The organism is Sulfitobacter sp. 1A15106 (assembly GCF_043556995.1).
GTDB classification, from domain to species: Bacteria; Pseudomonadota; Alphaproteobacteria; order Rhodobacterales; family Rhodobacteraceae; genus Sulfitobacter; species Sulfitobacter faviae.
Genome location: NZ_JBIFFM010000010.1, coordinates 57,273 through 73,104, shown reverse-complemented (window position 1 = coordinate 73,104; position 15,832 = coordinate 57,273). Strand labels below are relative to the sequence as shown.

Sequence of the window (15,832 nt, the reverse complement as noted above, 5' to 3'; positions counted from 1 at the left end):
TCACACGTTTAAAAGTCAGAATGGCTCTTGCACTACGGACGGCAACCACACAAGGCTTAGGGATATCCTTAGGCACGTACATATATCTGAGATGGAAAACATTGCTTATGGCGGACGCCGTCGACGCCCGTCGGCAGCAGAAAGCTGCGTATCGTTGAAGAGACCCTCTACGGCGGGGATAGCGTTTCCGTCGTTGGCCGTCGCAATGGCTTGGCCCCAATCTGCTGTATCGTTGACTTAGATTGATGCCCGAAGGAGGGAGGGTAGCCGTAACAGGGGATGACAGCGTGACCAGCAACAAAACTGTCCGAGATATGGAAGTCCGCGTCGGAGAACTCGAACGACAGCCGGGGTGCAAGATCCTGGAAGTGGAAAACTTGAAGGAAGCGCTGGATAAGCCCCGGTCAAAAAACCGACCTTGCTTGCGCACGCCTAGGGCACCTCAAACCGGGCGGTTCCCAATGACGGCTGTGGCACAGACGTTAGGTGTATCCCGTTCAAACCTGCATGGACGCCAGGGCGGAAGAACGGAGCCGTGTCGGAGCTATTATAGAGCTCGGGCCGCGGCGCTCTTGCCTCGTGTTGGGCGTTTGGTGGCGGAGCGCCCAATCTATGGCTGCTGCCGGAACTGTGCAGTACTGAACCGGGAGCTCAGGGCAGAAAGTCTTGCCCCGGCAAGCCACAAACGCGTCTATCGCATTGTGAAGGCCAATCACCTGCTGCTGGAGCTACCCGGCTTCGACCGGCCCGAACGCGCCTATGATGGCAAGGTCATCATGATGGGGTCGAACCTACGCTCATACTCTGATGGGCAGAAGTTCACTTGCTGAAATGGCAATGTTATTTGCGTGGCGTTTCTGCTCGATGCTCATGATCGCGAACTCATCGTCTGGCAGGCTGTCGCCAATGCCGGGATCAGTGGCTCGGACGTGCATGACATGCTTCTGGAGGCGGTCGATATACGCTTCGGCAGCTATCATGCGCCAGAGGTGATCGAGATCTTATCCGACAACGGAAGCGCTTACATAGCAAAGAAAACCCGCATTCTTACTCGCCAACTCGGCCTGACGTCATGCTTCACGCCAGTTTCAAGCCCGCAATCCAATGGTATGTCCGAAGCCTACGCTCAAGCGCAATTGCGCGCGCATCCTTCCACTACCCAACGCCGAAACCGATTTGAATTTGATAGGAGAATGGATCGAGGACTATAATGACAACCAATCACACAGTGGCCCAAGTTGGCGCTCGCCCTGAGAGTTTATCAGAACCAAGATCAAAACCGCTTAGGTGTCCAGTGAAACGGGGCCCGGTCCACAAAACCTATTCTCTATGTAAGTTGGGCCGACTAGTACCATTATCCCAAACCGGCTCGTTCTAGTGGTCCTATCTCACTCCCTACCTTCCTTCACATGACAAGACACCTTTTGCTTGCTAAGAAAAACAAGAAGCAGTCCGAGAATTAGCCATCATGCAAGTAAGCTATACCGTCCTACCGGGAGTCCTATTGTTGAAACCCACAAGGTTCGGCGATGCGCGAGGGTTCTTTTCCGAAAGTTGGAACCGCAAGACACTAGCGAAACATGGGATCGCGTTAGATTTCGTGCAAGACAATCATTCTATCTCTGCCGCAGTTGGCACCGTGCGCGGGCTTCATTTTCAGAATCCGCCCCATGCACAGGACAAGCTGGTACGCTGCGGGCAAGGCGCGCTGTTCGATGTCGCGGTGGATATCCGCAAGGGCAGCCCGACCTATGGCCAATGGGTCGGCTATGACCTAACCGCCGAGAACGGATTGCAATTGCTGATACCCAAAGGGTTCCTGCACGGCTTTGTCACGCGCGCGCCTTATACAGAGATCATTTATAAGTGCACCGATTACTACGCTCCCGAATGCGATAGGGCTGTGCGTTTTGACGACCCTGATATTGGCATAGATTGGGGCATAACCGGGGAGGCAATCTTCTCTGACAAAGACGCCAGGGCCATGCATTGGACAGCTTTCAACAGCCCATTTACTTACGGAAAGACGGCATGAAAATTCTGGTGACGGGCGGAGCTGGATTTATCGGTTCGGCAGTAATCCGGTTGGCGGTAGCGCGGGGGCATGAGGTCGTCAACCTCGATGCACTGACCTATGCGGGTTGCCTCGAAAACCTCGTCAGCGTGGCGGATGATCCGCTCTATACCTTTGAGCATGCCGACATCCGCGACCGCCCGGCGCTGGATCGTATTTTTACGGAGCATCTGCCAGATGCGGTGATGCATTTGGCCGCTGAAAGCCACGTGGACCGGTCAATCGACGGGCCCGGGGATTTCATCGAGACCAATATCATCGGCACCTATAACATGCTGGAAGCCGCGAGGAGCTATTGGGTGGCGCAGGGTAGACCGGAAGCGTTCCGCTTTCACCACGTCTCGACGGATGAGGTCTATGGTTCGCTTGGCGCAGAGGGTATTTTTACCGAAGATTCGCCTTATGACCCGCGCTCGCCGTACTCGGCCTCCAAAGCATCCAGCGATCATCTAGTCTGCGCATGGCATGAGACCTATGGTCTGCCGGTCGTGTTGACGAACTGCTCCAACAATTACGGGCCCTTCCACTTTCCTGAAAAACTGGTGCCGGTGGTGATCCTGAACGCTTTGGCAGGCAAGCCGATCCCGGTTTACGGTCAAGGGCTAAACGTGCGCGACTGGCTTTACGTGGAAGACCATGCAGACGCGCTGCTGCTGGTCTTGGAGAAAGGCGCCTCGGGGCGCAGATATAACATTGGCGGCGAGAACGAGGCCCGCAACATCGACCTTGTGAAGACCATATGCAGCATTCTTGATCAAAAGCGCCCCAAGGAAACGCGCTACGCCGATCAGATCACCTTCGTGCAGGATCGCGCGGGCCATGATCTGCGCTATGCCATTGATCCCAGCCGTATCCGTGATGAACTAGGCTGGCGCCCGTCGGTAACGCTGGAAGAGGGGCTGGAGCTTACTGTGCAGTGGTATCTCAATAATGAAGGTTGGTGGCGCGCGATGCAGAACTGCGATGGCGTGGGTCAGCGCCTTGGCACTAAGGGGTGAGAGCATGGCTATTCTCGTCTTCGGAAAAACCGGTCAGGTCGCGCGCGAACTTGCCGCCCTGGAGGGAACAGAATGCTACGGCCGTGACGCTGCTGATCTAGAGACTCCTGAGATCTGTGCTGACCTGATCTACCAAAAAAGCCCCGATGCGGTGATCAACGCGGCTGCCTATACGTCGGTCGACAACGCCGAGGAGGAGGAAACGCGCGCCACCATAATCAACGGGGCGGCCCCGGGCGCCATGGCCGGTGCCTGTGCGGCACTAGCCATTCCCTTCATCCAGATTTCGACCGATTATGTCTTCGACGGCAGCGGCGAGTTGCCCTGGCAGGCAGAGGATCAAGCTGCCCCTTTTAGCGCTTATGGCCGTAGCAAACTTGCCGGAGAGCAAGCGGTACGGGCGGCGAGCGGCACCTTTGCCATCCTGCGCACCTCTTGGGTGGTTTCCGCACATGGGTCGAACTTCGTCAAAACCATGCTGCGTCTCGGGGCAGAGCGTGACGCCCTCAACATTGTCGCCGACCAGATCGGCGGCCCCACCGGCGCTGCCGAGATCGCGGGGGCTTGTCATGCTATCGCGCGGCATCTGATAAAGGATCCGATCAAAAGCGGCACATATCATTTCGCCGGCGCGCCGGATGTCAGCTGGGCCGATTTCGCACGCGAAATCTTCGCTCAGGCGGGGCTGAACTGCGCGATAGAGGATATCCCCTCATCAGCCTATCCGACACCCGCCCAACGCCCGCTGAATTCACGGCTTGATTGTAGCGCTACAGGAACTGCCTTCGGCATCATCAGGCCGGATTGGCGCGAGACCCTGACGCATATACTCAAAGACCTTGGAGTCCGATCATGAGCAAACGCAAAGGCATCATTCTCGCTGGAGGCTCCGGCACGCGGCTTTACCCGATCACCATGGGGATTTCGAAGCAACTGCTGCCAATTTACGACAAGCCGATGATCTACTACCCGCTCTCGGTTCTCATGCTCGGTGGCATCCGTGACATCGCCATAATCACCACGCCGCAGGATCAAGAGCAGTTCATTCGGACGTTAGGCGACGGTAGCCAATGGGGGATCAACCTTTCCTACATCGTGCAGGAAAACCCCGATGGTCTGGCCCAAGCATATCTACTGGCCGAAGACTTTCTTGCCAGTGCGCCTTCGGCCATGGTGCTCGGTGACAACATATTTTTCGGCCATGGGCTGCCGGATATGCTGGCCGCCGCAGATGCGCGTATCGAAGGGGGCACGGTGTTCGGCTATCACGTCTCTGACCCAAAACGTTACGGTGTCGTCAGCTTTGATGCGGATGGCATAGCCAAAGAGATCATCGAAAAACCTGATGTGCCGCCTTCGAACTACGCCGTAACAGGTCTCTATTTCCTTGACGGAGATGCCCCGAAACATGCCGCAGAGGTTCAGCCATCGGCGCGGGGTGAGTTAGAAATCACCTCACTGCTTTGCCAGTATCTACAAGCGGGCAAACTGCAGGTCGAGCGCATGGGCCGTGGCTATGCTTGGTTGGATACTGGCACCCATGGCAGCCTGTTGGACGCAGGGAATTTTGTCCGCACGCTGACCGAACGGCAGGGTTTGCAAACCGGTTGTCTGGAAGAGATCGCTTTTAAATATGGTTGGATCAGCGAAGCGGCCCTCGCTGAGCGCGCCGAGATGTTCACCAAGAATGACTATGGCAGCTATCTTGCTACGTTAAAGTAAGCCTGCGCTCCTCAATCGCCCGCTGCGGTCAATGTACAGGTGCGCGCGCAAGCAACGAGATGTTGATGGCAGCCTGGCTAGCGCGATGGCATACCCTTGCGCGCGCTTAGCCGGCCTCTTTTGATGCGAACAGGCCTCGGGTGGTCACCCTGTTTGTAGCAACCATCGCGGCCTAAGCACCCTATTGGCGGCTTTGCTCTCGTTGATCGATCCTGATCAAACCCCTTTGATCGACCCGCCGTCGATGCGGATGCGCGACCCGGTGACGTATCCCGCGCGGGCCGAGGCGAGGAAGGTCACCACGTCCGCGAATTCCTCGGGCTTGCCGTAGCGGCCCGCCGGGATCGTGGCGCGGGACTTGGCGGCCACCTCGGCCACGACGCTGTCGGTACGCTTGGCGGCAGCGGCGTCGAGCTCGTCGACCCGCTGCGTGTGGATGCGCCCTGGCATGACCACGTTGACGGTGATGCCGTCGCCGGCGACCTCATTGGCCAGCGTCTTCGACCAGCCCACAACCGCCGAGCGGATGCCGTTGCTGAGCGCGAGGTTCGGAATGGGCTGCTCCACGCCCGAGGAGGTGATCGAGATGATCCGGCCCCAGCCGCGGGCCTTCATCTCGGGCAGAAGCCGCGTGTTGAGGTGAAAGAGGTTTGCCGCCATCGCCTCGAAATGCGCAAGCCACTGGCCGCGCTCGGCCGCTTGCGCTGAACCCGGGGGCGGGCCGCCGCCGTTGTTGACGATGATGTCCGCGCCGCCGTCCGAGAGCAGCTGATCGGCCAGCGCATCGACCTGGGCGAGGTCCGACAGGTCGCATTGCACCGGGTTCACGTTCTCCATGCCTTCGGCACAGTCGGCGATCTTGTCGCGGCTGCGCGCGGCGGCAAAGACGGTGGCGCCCTCGGCGGCCAGAGACTTGGCGATCGCCATGCCGAGGCCCCGGCTGGCCCCCAGTACGAGCGCGCGTTTGCCGTTCAGTTCGAGATCCATCAGTTCAATTCCTTCAATCGTTTTTCCTGTCGCGCGATCAGCCGGTCGACCTCGGCGCGGGTGGCTTCGCTCAGCGCGGCACCGGGACGGCGCTGCGCGTCATGGGCGATGATGCCGCGTTTCGCGAGCGTGTATTTGCGGATCGCCAGACCCAGGCCCGGCTGCTGCTCGAAACGTGCCAGCGGCAGGTAGGCGTCGAAGATGTCTTGCGCGCGGGCGGTCTCGCCACGGCTGCACAGATCGACCACCTGCACCATCATCTCCGGATAGGCGAAGCCGGTCATCGCGCCGTCAGCGCCGCGGCCCATCTCCTCGGGCAGGAACAGCCCACCGTTGCCGCAAAGGATCGACAGTGGGCGCTCCAGCATGCCCTCGGCCCGCAGAGCGGAGATCTTCTCCAGGCCCGGCCAATCCTCGTGTTTCAGGCAGACGCAGGTGGGCAGATCATTGACGATCCGGGCGATCACCGAGGGTGCGATCTGCACACCGGTCACGAGCGGGAAGTCCTGCAGCACAAAGGGCACGTCGCCCAGCACCTCGGCCACCTGCCGGTAGTAGTTCACGATCTGATCGTCAGTGCGCAGGCTTCCGGGCGGGGCCACCATGACACCGGCGGCGCCCAACTCCATCACCGCGCGCGTCAGCGTGTCGATCTGCGCGAAACCGGGGGCCGAAACGCCCACGACGACCGGCACACGGCCATCGACACGTTTCAGGATGCGGGCAACGACCTCCTGCGATTCCTCGACCGTGAGCTTCGGGGCCTCGCCCATCATGCCCAGGACCGTCAGGCCCGTGGCCCCCACCTCGAGATAGAAGTCGACCATGCGGTCGCAGCTTTCCATGTCGATGCGGCCATCGGGGTGAAAGGGGGTCACGGCGATGACAAAGACGCCTTTCGCCTCTGCTGTGAGTGCGGACATGTTTTCTCCTACCTTGTGTGTTGCAGGGCGACCCGGCCAATCGCCATGGCGGTGGCCGCCTGACAGGGCTCGATGACGGGCACGCCGAGGATTGTTTCAAGCTTACCGCGAAAGGCGGTCATCCCGGCGCAGCCGAGGATCAAGACATCCGCCCCCGCGTCGTCGCGCAGCGAGGTGCCGACGGTCTTCAACCGCTCGAAGGTGCGGGTCTCGTCGGCCAATTCCAGCACGCCCAGTTCCAGTGGTTCGTCGCCCGCAAGGCGGTCCATCACCCCCAAGGCGCCAAGGTAGCGCATGTGGCGCGGGATCGAACGCCGCAGGATCGAGATAATACCGAAGCGCTGGCCCAGCGTCATCGCCGTCAGCACCGCCGCTTCCGCGATGCCCAGCACGGGCTGCGCCGATTGTTCGCGCAGGGCGGCCAGACCGGGGTCAGAGAAACAGGCGACGACAAAGGCGCTCGCCTGATCCTCGAGGGCCGCGCAATGCGCCAGCATCGGGCCGACCACGCCGTCGACATGGGCCTGCGTCTCGATCCCCGGGGGGCCTTCGGCCAGCGTCCGCGCCACGATCGGCACCGAGGAGGCCGCGCGCATCGGGTCAACGGCGTGGTCGATGCCGTCGGTCACATGCTGACTGCTGTTAGGATTGACGATGTAGATGGTCATGCCTGGCCTTCCGTGCCGTGGTGGGCGCTGCCCCAGAAATCCGCGGGCAATTCGAGGTCCGCCGCGCCGCTGAGGCGGGCGATCATGAGCTCCGCCTGCGCGGTTGCCTCGCGCAGCACGGCACCCTCGTCGAGCCGTGTCGCGCGGGCGTCGCGCAGTACCATTTCGCCGCCCACCATCACGTTGCTCACGTCGTTGCCGTTGGCAAAGCAGACCATCCGGTGCACCGCCATGTTTCCGGGCTGAAGATGCGGACGGGCGAGGTCCATGGTTACGATATCGGCCTGTTTACCGACCTCAAGCGAGCCGATGCGGTCCTCCATCCCGATCGCGCGCGCCCCGTCGATGGTGCACATGGCCAGCACCTTGCCGATCGGCAGCACGTCGGCGTCACGGAAATGGCGCCGGTGGTAATGCATCGCCTGCTGCATGTGCCGGAACATGTCGCCCGAGCGGTCTGGCGCCGTGGCGTCCGAGCCGAGACCGACGCAAACGCCCATGTCCATCATCTCCACCGCCGGGCAACGCCCCGAGATCGAGGCATTGGCCGAAGGGTTATGTGCGATCTTGGTGCCTGTTTCGGCGACCGCGGCCATCTCGTCGTCATGCAGGTCGATGCAATGCGACAGCAACGCGTTAGGCCCCAGTGTCCCCAGTTCCTGTGCCCGCCGGATCGAGCCGCGCCAATGGCCGTCTTGCGTAAACACCAACCCCTTGTCGCGGGCATGGGCCTGCACGGCTTGGGTCTGCGCGCAGGCGGCGGCGTAATTTTCGGGAACCATATCGCGTTCGTGCTCGTCGCGCAGCACGGGGTAGAGCATGGCGATGTTGATCCGGCCCGCGTGGGTGTCGTGCCAGTCCTCGGCCACGGTTTTCGCGGTGTCGAACTGCTGCTCGAAGCTTACCGGGTAGGGCCGCCGTTCGCCGGTCTTCCAATCGGCATAGATCAGCGGGTGAGGCACGCGGGTGGGACCAATGGCCACGACACTGCGGGTGCCGACCTCCAGCACGCCCTCGCAGTGTGCGGCGGCATAGGCGGGATCGTCGCTGCGTATGATCGTGTCGCCGCCACCCAAAAGCGATACGCCGGTGGTCACGCCGAAGCGCAGCCGCTCAAGCGCCGCCAACCGCGCTTCGGCGCGCCAGAAATCGGGGGGCGAGATCTGCGTATAGACCTCGCCGCAGATCGCTTCCCAACGATCGCATGCGTGCATGCCCATGGTTTTGATCAGACCATGGCCGGCGTGGGCATGCACATCCACGAGCCCCGGAAAGACGACATGGCCGGTGCAGTTGATGACTTCAGCGGCCTCGACCTGTTCGCCAAGTTCGGCGGCCCGACCGATGGCCACGATCTTGCCGTCACGCACCGCCACGGCCCCCGCCTCGATCACCCGCCGGGCGGGGTCCATGGTGATGACCGTGCCGCCGGTAAGGAGCGTATCAGCCTGCATGGGCCACCTCCGGCAGATGCGGTAATGCGGTCACGTCGATGACCCCATCAGCGGGCATGGTGAAATCGGGATGCTCCCCCGCGATGCCGATCACCCGCAGCGGGTTATAGAGCGTGAGCCACGCGGGATCTTCCTGCAGCAGACGGTAGGCCTCTTGCCAGACCTGCGCGCGGGCGGCGCGGTCGGGCATGACGCGGCCCTTGTCGATCAAAGCCTCGATCTGCGGGTTGGCATAGCCCTGCCACCAGGAGCCGGCCACGCGGCTGTCGATCTTCTCGTAGAGCACGCGGTAGGTGCTCATCGGGCTGCTATCGAAGGCGCAGAGGTCGCGGATTTCCTTGCGGCGGACCATATGGGCGTAGTCTTCGCGCTCGGGGTGGATGTGCACGTTGAGGGTGATCCCCACCTCCTTGAGTTGTTCCCCAAGGGCGGCAGTCAACCGTTCGGCTTCATCCGGCAGGCGCGTCGGGCAATCGACGTCGAGCGTCAGGCCGTCACCATGCCCCGCCTCAGTGAGCAAAGCGCGGGCGGTGTCACGGTCCATCTGCGCGCCCTGCCCCGTCCCGGCGCCGAAATGGTTCGGGCTAACGAAACCGCGCAAGGGACGTGAAGCGCCCTGCATCACTGTTTGGATGATGGCCTCGCGGTCGACGGCAAGGCTCAGCGCCCGGCGGACGCGGGCATCAGCCAGCGGGCCGCGTGCGGCATTAAACAGGTAGATGATCGCGACCGGCGACAGGAATTCATGCCGCATGGTGCCGAGGCTGCGCGAGGCCGCGAAGTCGAGGCCATTGGCGACCTGCACCTTCCCCTCCGCCAGCATCGCCTGACGCTTGGCGGCATCAGCTTCCAGCAGCCATGTGACGCTCTCATTCGCCGGGCTGCCGGAGAAATGCCCCGCCACCCGTTCGGCACTTATGCGCTCGGGCGTGATCTCGGTGATCCGGTAGGGCCCGCTGCCGACCTGCGCAGTATGGTCGCCCGCATCAAGCGCCGCGAAAGCCGAAGGCGCTGCGATGAAGCCCTGCTCTAGCACGTCGAGCAAATCCGCCATCGGCGCGGTCAGCGTGACACGCAGCCGCGTCGACGCCAGAACCTCTAGCTTGGCTCCGCCCAGAAACTGCCGCCAGACTGCCGGCGCGCCCAGGGTATAGCCCTTGTCTTCCCGCGCCATGCGATTGAGCGAGGCGGCCACCGCCTTCGCATCGCAGGGGGTGCCGTCGTGGAAGGTCACGTCCGGTTGCAGGTCGAAGGTCCAGACCCGCGCGTCCTGCGAAACCTCCCAGCCCCGCGCCAACGCGGGGACGAAACCCTGCCCGTCGCGTTTCACCAGCGTGTCGTAGATGGCGTGCATCACCGTCAGCTCGTCATTGGCGTCGGTACAGTCATGCGGGTCGTGAAGGCCCAGCCGGGCCTGTGCGATCAGGGTCATGAGACATCCCTTTCCGGCTCATCAATCAAGTGGCAAGCGACGGTTTGGCCGTCGCCCACATCGCGCAGGGCGGGCCGTTCAGCCGCGCAGCGGTCCCATGCAAAGGGGCAGCGGGTGCGGAAACAGCATCCCGAAGGCAGCGAGAGCGCTGAAGGCACCTCGCCCGTAAGCTCGATTTCTTCTTTATCCCGATTTTCTTTGATGCTGGGTGCGGCCGAGAGAAGGGCGCGTGTGTAGGGATGACGCGGGCGCGAGAACAGCACGTCACGCGGAGCGTTCTCGACCATGAAACCAAGGTACATGACGCCGATCTTGTCGGCGATGTGATGCACGACCGAGAGGTCATGGCTGATGAAGAGATAGGCGAGCCCGAACTCGTCGCGCAGGTCTTTCATAAGGTTCAGGATCTGCGCCTGGATCGAGACGTCGAGCGCTGAGACAGGCTCGTCCGCGACGATCAGCCCCGGAGTGACAGAAAGCGCCCGCGCGATGCCGATACGCTGGCGCTGGCCGCCGGAGAACTGGTGTGGATAGCGCCCTGCGTGTTCGGCATTAAGACCGACCTTCGCCAGAAGCGCTTCGATCTTCTTCGGCACCTCGCGCCGTTCGGCAGTGGTCTTGGTCTGCTGCAGCAGCGGTTCCGCCACGATGTCGCGCACTTTTTGGCGGGGGTTGAGCGAGGCATAGGGATCCTGGAAGATCATCTGCATCTTTGCGCGGACGGGCAACATCTGCGCAAAGTCGTGCTCGGCCACGTCCTCACCATCAACGCGCAGTTCACCGCCCGTGGGTTTGTAGATGCGTGCAATGGTCTTGGCGACGGTAGACTTGCCACAGCCGCTCTCGCCCACGAGCGCCATAATCTCACCGCGTTCGATGGTGAAGTTCACCCCGTTAACAGCGCGGACTACAGGCTTGTCAATGCGAGGGCCCTTCTTGCCAAAGCGCAGTCGGTCGAGGACGGAACCGCCCAAGGAAAAATGCATTTCAAGATTGCGCACGTCGAGCATCGGTGCAGGGGCATCGGTCATGCGGTGTCTCCGGGGCTGAGAGGAAAGTGGCAGGCCGCCGATAGCGAGCCACGCTGCGGCATCAGATCGGGTTCTATCTCCGCACAAATGGCCTGCGCACGCGGGCAGCGGTCGCGGAAGTTGCACCCCCGGGGCAGGTTGCGAATGTCCGGTACGGTGCCGGGGATCTGTTTGAGCCGTTCGTGCCGGTTCGACAGATCGGGGATGCTGTCGATCAGTCCGCGGGTATAGGGATGCGCGGGGGCTTCGATTAGTTCGCGGGTGCGCCCGCGTTCGACCACGTTGCCGCAGTAGAGCACCGTAATGTGGTCGGCCATCTCCGACACGACGGCGAGATCGTGGGTGACGAGGATCATAGAAGCGCCCTTTTCGGCGATCTGGCGACGCATCAGTTTTAGGATTTGGCTCTGGATCGTCACGTCGAGCGCCGTCGTCGGCTCATCCGCGATGATCAACCGAGGCCGCGCTAGCAAGGCGATGGCGATCACTACGCGCTGGCGCATCCCGCCCGAGAACTGATGCGGATAGGCTTTCAACCGCTCTGCCGCGCGGCTGATGCCGACGCTCTCAAGCATCTCGACACAGGCTGCGTGACGCGCCTCAGTGTCCAAGTCGCTATGCAGACGCAGCACCTCGTCCATCTGCCGGCCCACCGTATGCAGCGGGTTGAGCGAGGTCATCGGGTCTTGGAACACCATTGAGATATCGCGCCCCCGGATCTCACGCAGCCGCGCCTCACCGGCCTTCACGAGGTCTTCGCCGTTGAGCAGGATCTCCCCGCCCTCGATCTTGCCGGGGCTGTCGATCAACCCGAGGATCGAGAAGCCGACGACCGACTTGCCGCCGCCGCTCTCGCCCACGAGGCCCATGACCTCGCCCGCCGCAATGTCGAAGCTGACGCCGTTCACGGCCTTCACCGTGCCTGCGAAAGTGTGAAAATGGGTCCTGAGGTCGCGGACCTCGAGCAGTTTCTGCTGTACCGTATCGCGCATCATTTCAGCCTCGGGTTTAGTTCGTCGCGCAGGAAATCACCAAAAAGGTTGATCCCAAAGACCAGCATCATGATCGCCACGCCGGGAAAGACGCTGGTCCACCACAGGCCCGAAAACAGCACGTCGAAACCGTTCTTGATCAACAGCCCCAGCGACGGCTGGGTAATCGGCACGCCCACGCCGAGGAATGACAGCGACGCCTCGATCAGCACGAAGGTGCCCACCTGGATCGTCGCGATGACGATAAGGGGCGTCAGCACGTTGGGCAGCACATGTTTGCGGATGATCTTGTGGTTCGGCAGACCCGCGACCTTGGCGGCCTGCACGTATTCCTTCTCGATCTCCGAGAGGGTCGAGCCGCGCACGGTCCGGGCATAGACCACCCAGCCGACGGCCGTCAGCGCGATCAGCACCTTATCGATGCCGGTGCCCACAGCGGACATCAAGAACAGCGCGATCAGGATCGAGGGAAAGGAAAGCTGGATGTCGGCAATGCGCATGATGACGCTGTCGACGAGACCGCCATAGAACCCCGCAATCAAACCCAGTAGCGTGCCGATGAAGCAGGACGCCACCATGGCCACCAGCCCGATGAACAGTGAAATCCGCGCGCCGTAGAGGATCGAAGCCCAGACGTCGCGCCCCTGCCCGTCGGTACCGAGCCAGAACTGCGGGTCGCCCCCTTCGAGCCAGACGGGCGGCTTGTAGCTGTCCATCAGGTTCAGCGCGGCGATGTCATAAGGGTCCTGCGCCACGATGAAGGGGCCAAGCAGCACCGCGAGGGCAAAGAACGCCATCAGCGCACTGCCGATCATTGCCGAGGAGCTGCGGCGGTAATTGTAGAAAAACTCGGATTGGAAAAGTGCCGTCATGTTACCGCCCTCATTTCAACGTGATGCGCGGGTCGATCAGCGTGTAGACGATGTCGACAAGGAAGTTGATCACCACGAAGATCAACGCCACCAGCATCAGGTAGACGACGATCACTGGGCGGTCGGCGCGGTAGATGCTGTCGATCAAGAGCTTGCCCATGCCGGGCCAGGAAAAGATCGTCTCGGTGATCGTGGCAAATGCAATGAGATCGCCCAGTTGCAGGCCGAAGATGGTGATGACTGGAATGAGCGCGTTCTTCAGCCCGTGTTTGTAGAGCACATCGCGGCGCGGCGCGCCCTTGGCGCGGGCGAACTTCATGAAGTCCTGCCGCCCCACTTCCATCATCCCCGCGCGGGTCATGCGCAAAAGGATCGCCATGGTGGCGAGCGAAAGCGTCACCGCCGGAAGAATGATGTGGTGCCAGCCGTCGGCGGTCAACAGGCTGATGCGCAGCCCGAAAAGCTCGGCGGTGTCACCTCGGCCCGAGGAGGGGAAGATCCCCCAATGCACAGCAAAGAGGAAGATCAGCACCATGCCAACCCAGAAACCGGGCAGCGAGATGCCTAGGAGCGAGCCCGCCATGATCGTGCGGCTGATACGGGAGTTCGGGTTGGCCCCAGCATAGACGCCAAGCGGGATGGCCACCGCAAGCGCCAGCGCCATGGCGACCAGCACCATCTCGACGGTGGCGGGGAGACGCTCCAAAATCAACGTCATCGCGGGCTGGCGGAAGACATAAGAATTGCCGAAATCGCCCTGCACGAGGCTCGAGATGAAGCGACCGTATTGCACCAGCAGCGACTGGTCGAGCCCGAGGATGCGCCGCGCCTGCGCGATCTCGGCATCGGTCGCGTCGATCGGCACGACCATGAACACCGGATCGCCGGTGAAACTCATCATCAAAAAGACGATTACGGAGACGATCCAGAGGACAAGCGTCATCTGGATCAGACGTTTGAGCAGATATCCGAACATCGGCGGCTACAGTCTTTCGGCAAGGAGAAGAAAGACCCCGGCAGCGCAGACCGCCGGGGTCGGAGGCTGCGGCTTACTCCGCCACGTCCATGTCATAGGCCCAGATAAACTTGTCCACGCGCGGCTCCAGCATCACGCCGTCACGCTTGGCGTAGATGTCCTGCTCGTAATGCACGGGGATCATCGGGATGTCCTTAAGGAGCAGCTTTGAGGCTTCCTGCAGATACTGGTCACGCTCCTCGATGCTGGGGGTGGCGTCTGCCTTGTCGACCAGCGCGTCGAGCTCCGGATTAGAATAGGAGCCGCGGTTGACCTGACCGTAGCCTTCCTTCTTGTCGCGGGTGTAGAACAGGGCGCCATACATAGAGCCGGCATCGCCCGCCGGCACGTCCCAGCCCGACATGATAAAGCTGGACTGCTCCGTCGGCACGCGGATGTAGCCCCAGAAGTTCGATTTCGGCATGATGTTCAGTTGCAGGTCGATGTTGATCTTGGCCAGCATCGAGGCCAGCGCCTGCGCGATCTGCGCGTCGTTGACGTAGCGGTTGTTGGTGGCGTCCAGCGTCATTGTGAAGCCGTCGGCATAGCCCGCCTCGGCCATCAGCTCTTTCGCCTTTTCGATGTCCACCGGGTACATCTCGCGGAAGCTCATGCCGTCGGCATAGCCGATGTGGCTTTCCGGAACGAATTGGTCACTCGGGGTGGCCAGACCGTTCATGACGATCTTGTTAATCGCATCGGTGTCGATGGCCCGCGCGATCGCTTCACGCACCCGCTGGTCGGTCATCGGGTTGTCGCCTTCAATGGTCGGGGATTTTTCGCGGGTGTCCATGGCCAGCACGACGTTCAGAAGGCTCGGCCGGGTGACGACCTCAAAACCCTCTTCGCGTTTGACCCGGTCCACATCACGCACCGCGAGGTCTTGAATCACGTCCACTTCACCGGTTAGCAACGCTGCGGTGCGGGTCGCGGGATTGGTGATCGGACGGAAGGTGACCGTGTCGATCTTAGGCTCGCCGGCCCAATAGTCGTCATTGGCCGAAAGGGTCAGTTTCTCTTCCTTGATCCAGCTCTCCAGCTTGTAAGGACCGGTGCCCATCGGCTCTAGGTCCATCTTCTCGTCGCCAGTAGCTTCGGTGTATTCACTGTCGAGGATCAGCAATTCAGCCAGATCATTGGGCAGCACCGCATAGGGTTTGGGCGTCTTGATCTCGACTGTGTGGTCATCGACTGCGGTGATTGAGGCGATGTTAGCCACGAGATCCGGCCGAATCGACTCGCGCGTTTTTTCGACTGTGTAAACGACGTCCTCAGCGGTGAATTCGTTGCCATTGTGGAACTTCACACCTTCGCGCAGCTTGAAGCGCCATGTGGTGTCGTCGACATTTTCCCAGCTTTCCGCAAGGCCGGGGCAGAAGGACAGATCAGCGCTGCGCTTCACCAGCGGATCGTAGAGGTGGTAGTACATGATGTTAGACGACAACTCCTCACCCGCCAGCGGGTAGAGGTGGCTTGGGTCCGCGGTAAGGCCAATGGTGACCGATTTTTCAGCCAATGCCGCGCCCGCCGTCGTGGCCATTAGGGCCAGACCGAGGGCACTGCCACGCAGCGCGGTTTCACTGAGGTATTTCATGGGTAGCTTCTCCACTGTTGGATGGGTGACGGGGCCACTTGGCGGGCCCTCATTCATTATGGCGACGGTT

14 protein-coding genes and 1 pseudogene are annotated in these 15,832 nt (G+C 61.5%); 5 read left to right on the top strand and 10 right to left on the bottom strand.

Going from position 1 to position 15,832, the window contains the following annotated elements; translation table 11 throughout:
• Positions 1–64 precede the first annotated feature (64 nt).
• From ACGYKA_RS15500 to rfbA, 5 genes and pseudogenes are all read left to right on the top strand, one after another.
• Positions 65–1,254 (top strand): annotated as a pseudogene (locus ACGYKA_RS15500) (DDE-type integrase/transposase/recombinase).
• Between the two features lie 214 nt (positions 1,255–1,468).
• Positions 1,469–2,035: a dTDP-4-dehydrorhamnose 3,5-epimerase gene (rfbC, locus tag ACGYKA_RS15495; RefSeq protein ID WP_271690113.1), complete on the top strand. Its 567-nt coding sequence runs from the start codon at positions 1,469–1,471 to the stop codon at positions 2,033–2,035.
• Positions 2,032–3,072: a dTDP-glucose 4,6-dehydratase gene (gene rfbB / locus ACGYKA_RS15490; RefSeq protein WP_271690114.1), complete on the top strand. Its 1,041-nt coding sequence runs from the start codon at positions 2,032–2,034 to the stop codon at positions 3,070–3,072. Before rfbC ends, rfbB begins: the two co-directional genes overlap by 4 nt.
• Positions 3,073–3,076: 4 nt before the next feature.
• On the top strand, positions 3,077–3,928 hold the full coding sequence (gene rfbD, locus ACGYKA_RS15485; protein WP_271690115.1) for a dTDP-4-dehydrorhamnose reductase: 852 nt from the start codon (positions 3,077–3,079) through the stop codon (positions 3,926–3,928).
• Positions 3,925–4,794 (top strand): glucose-1-phosphate thymidylyltransferase RfbA, encoded by an 870-nt coding sequence (gene rfbA, locus ACGYKA_RS15480; protein WP_271690116.1) that lies wholly within the window; start codon positions 3,925–3,927, stop codon positions 4,792–4,794. Before rfbD ends, rfbA begins: the two co-directional genes overlap by 4 nt.
• A 216-nt stretch (positions 4,795–5,010) precedes the next feature.
• Here the strand turns inward: rfbA and ACGYKA_RS15475 are convergent, their stop codons facing one another.
• The 10 genes from ACGYKA_RS15475 to ACGYKA_RS15430 form a co-directional block, all read right to left on the bottom strand.
• Positions 5,011–5,781, bottom strand: coding sequence for an SDR family oxidoreductase (locus tag ACGYKA_RS15475; protein WP_271690117.1), 771 nt, complete (start codon positions 5,779–5,781; stop codon positions 5,011–5,013).
• Entirely contained in the window at positions 5,781–6,704 is a 924-nt protein-coding gene (locus ACGYKA_RS15470; RefSeq protein ID WP_271690118.1) for a dihydrodipicolinate synthase family protein, read from the bottom strand. The genes ACGYKA_RS15475 and ACGYKA_RS15470 overlap by 1 nt, the downstream gene beginning before the upstream one ends.
• An 8-nt stretch (positions 6,705–6,712) precedes the next feature.
• On the bottom strand, positions 6,713–7,372 hold the full coding sequence (locus ACGYKA_RS15465; RefSeq protein WP_271690119.1) for an aspartate/glutamate racemase family protein: 660 nt from the start codon (positions 7,370–7,372) through the stop codon (positions 6,713–6,715).
• On the bottom strand, positions 7,369–8,826 hold the full coding sequence (locus tag ACGYKA_RS15460) for an amidohydrolase family protein (RefSeq protein WP_271690120.1): 1,458 nt from the start codon (positions 8,824–8,826) through the stop codon (positions 7,369–7,371). The genes ACGYKA_RS15465 and ACGYKA_RS15460 overlap by 4 nt, the downstream gene beginning before the upstream one ends.
• Complete coding sequence (locus tag ACGYKA_RS15455; RefSeq protein ID WP_271690121.1) at positions 8,816–10,258, bottom strand: ABC transporter substrate-binding protein; 1,443 nt, start codon at positions 10,256–10,258, stop codon at positions 8,816–8,818. Before ACGYKA_RS15455 ends, ACGYKA_RS15460 begins: the two co-directional genes overlap by 11 nt.
• Complete coding sequence (locus tag ACGYKA_RS15450) at positions 10,255–11,289, bottom strand: ABC transporter ATP-binding protein (protein ID WP_271690122.1); 1,035 nt, start codon at positions 11,287–11,289, stop codon at positions 10,255–10,257. Before ACGYKA_RS15450 ends, ACGYKA_RS15455 begins: the two co-directional genes overlap by 4 nt.
• Entirely contained in the window at positions 11,286–12,281 is a 996-nt protein-coding gene (locus tag ACGYKA_RS15445; RefSeq protein WP_271690123.1) for an ABC transporter ATP-binding protein, read from the bottom strand. Before ACGYKA_RS15445 ends, ACGYKA_RS15450 begins: the two co-directional genes overlap by 4 nt.
• A complete protein-coding gene (locus ACGYKA_RS15440; protein ID WP_271690124.1) occupies positions 12,281–13,153 on the bottom strand; it encodes an ABC transporter permease in 873 nt (290 codons plus the stop codon). Before ACGYKA_RS15440 ends, ACGYKA_RS15445 begins: the two co-directional genes overlap by 1 nt.
• A gap of 10 nt (positions 13,154–13,163) precedes the next feature.
• Positions 13,164–14,129, bottom strand: a complete 966-nt coding sequence (locus ACGYKA_RS15435; protein ID WP_271690125.1) for an ABC transporter permease — start codon at positions 14,127–14,129, stop codon at positions 13,164–13,166.
• A 73-nt stretch (positions 14,130–14,202) separates the two neighbouring features.
• Complete coding sequence (locus ACGYKA_RS15430; protein WP_271690126.1) at positions 14,203–15,762, bottom strand: ABC transporter substrate-binding protein; 1,560 nt, start codon at positions 15,760–15,762, stop codon at positions 14,203–14,205.
• Between the last annotated feature and the right edge of the window lie 70 nt (positions 15,763–15,832).

Bases quoted from the DNA above. Each gene is read 5' to 3' on its own strand.
- rfbC (WP_271690113.1), top strand. From the start codon at position 1,469: ATGCAAGTAAGCTATACCGTCCTACCGGGAGTCCTATTGTTGAAACCC.
- rfbB (WP_271690114.1), top strand. From the start codon at position 2,032: ATGAAAATTCTGGTGACGGGCGGAGCTGGATTTATCGGTTCGGCAGTA.
- rfbD (WP_271690115.1), top strand. From the start codon at position 3,077: ATGGCTATTCTCGTCTTCGGAAAAACCGGTCAGGTCGCGCGCGAACTT.
- rfbA (WP_271690116.1), top strand. From the start codon at position 3,925: ATGAGCAAACGCAAAGGCATCATTCTCGCTGGAGGCTCCGGCACGCGG.
- ACGYKA_RS15475 (WP_271690117.1), bottom strand. From the start codon at position 5,781: ATGGATCTCGAACTGAACGGCAAACGCGCGCTCGTACTGGGGGCCAGC.
- ACGYKA_RS15470 (WP_271690118.1), bottom strand. From the start codon at position 6,704: ATGTCCGCACTCACAGCAGAGGCGAAAGGCGTCTTTGTCATCGCCGTG.
- ACGYKA_RS15465 (WP_271690119.1), bottom strand. From the start codon at position 7,372: ATGACCATCTACATCGTCAATCCTAACAGCAGTCAGCATGTGACCGAC.
- ACGYKA_RS15460 (WP_271690120.1), bottom strand. From the start codon at position 8,826: ATGCAGGCTGATACGCTCCTTACCGGCGGCACGGTCATCACCATGGAC.
- ACGYKA_RS15455 (WP_271690121.1), bottom strand. From the start codon at position 10,258: ATGACCCTGATCGCACAGGCCCGGCTGGGCCTTCACGACCCGCATGAC.
- ACGYKA_RS15450 (WP_271690122.1), bottom strand. From the start codon at position 11,289: ATGACCGATGCCCCTGCACCGATGCTCGACGTGCGCAATCTTGAAATG.
- ACGYKA_RS15445 (WP_271690123.1), bottom strand. From the start codon at position 12,281: ATGCGCGATACGGTACAGCAGAAACTGCTCGAGGTCCGCGACCTCAGG.
- ACGYKA_RS15440 (WP_271690124.1), bottom strand. From the start codon at position 13,153: ATGACGGCACTTTTCCAATCCGAGTTTTTCTACAATTACCGCCGCAGC.
- ACGYKA_RS15435 (WP_271690125.1), bottom strand. From the start codon at position 14,129: ATGTTCGGATATCTGCTCAAACGTCTGATCCAGATGACGCTTGTCCTC.
- ACGYKA_RS15430 (WP_271690126.1), bottom strand. From the start codon at position 15,762: ATGAAATACCTCAGTGAAACCGCGCTGCGTGGCAGTGCCCTCGGTCTG.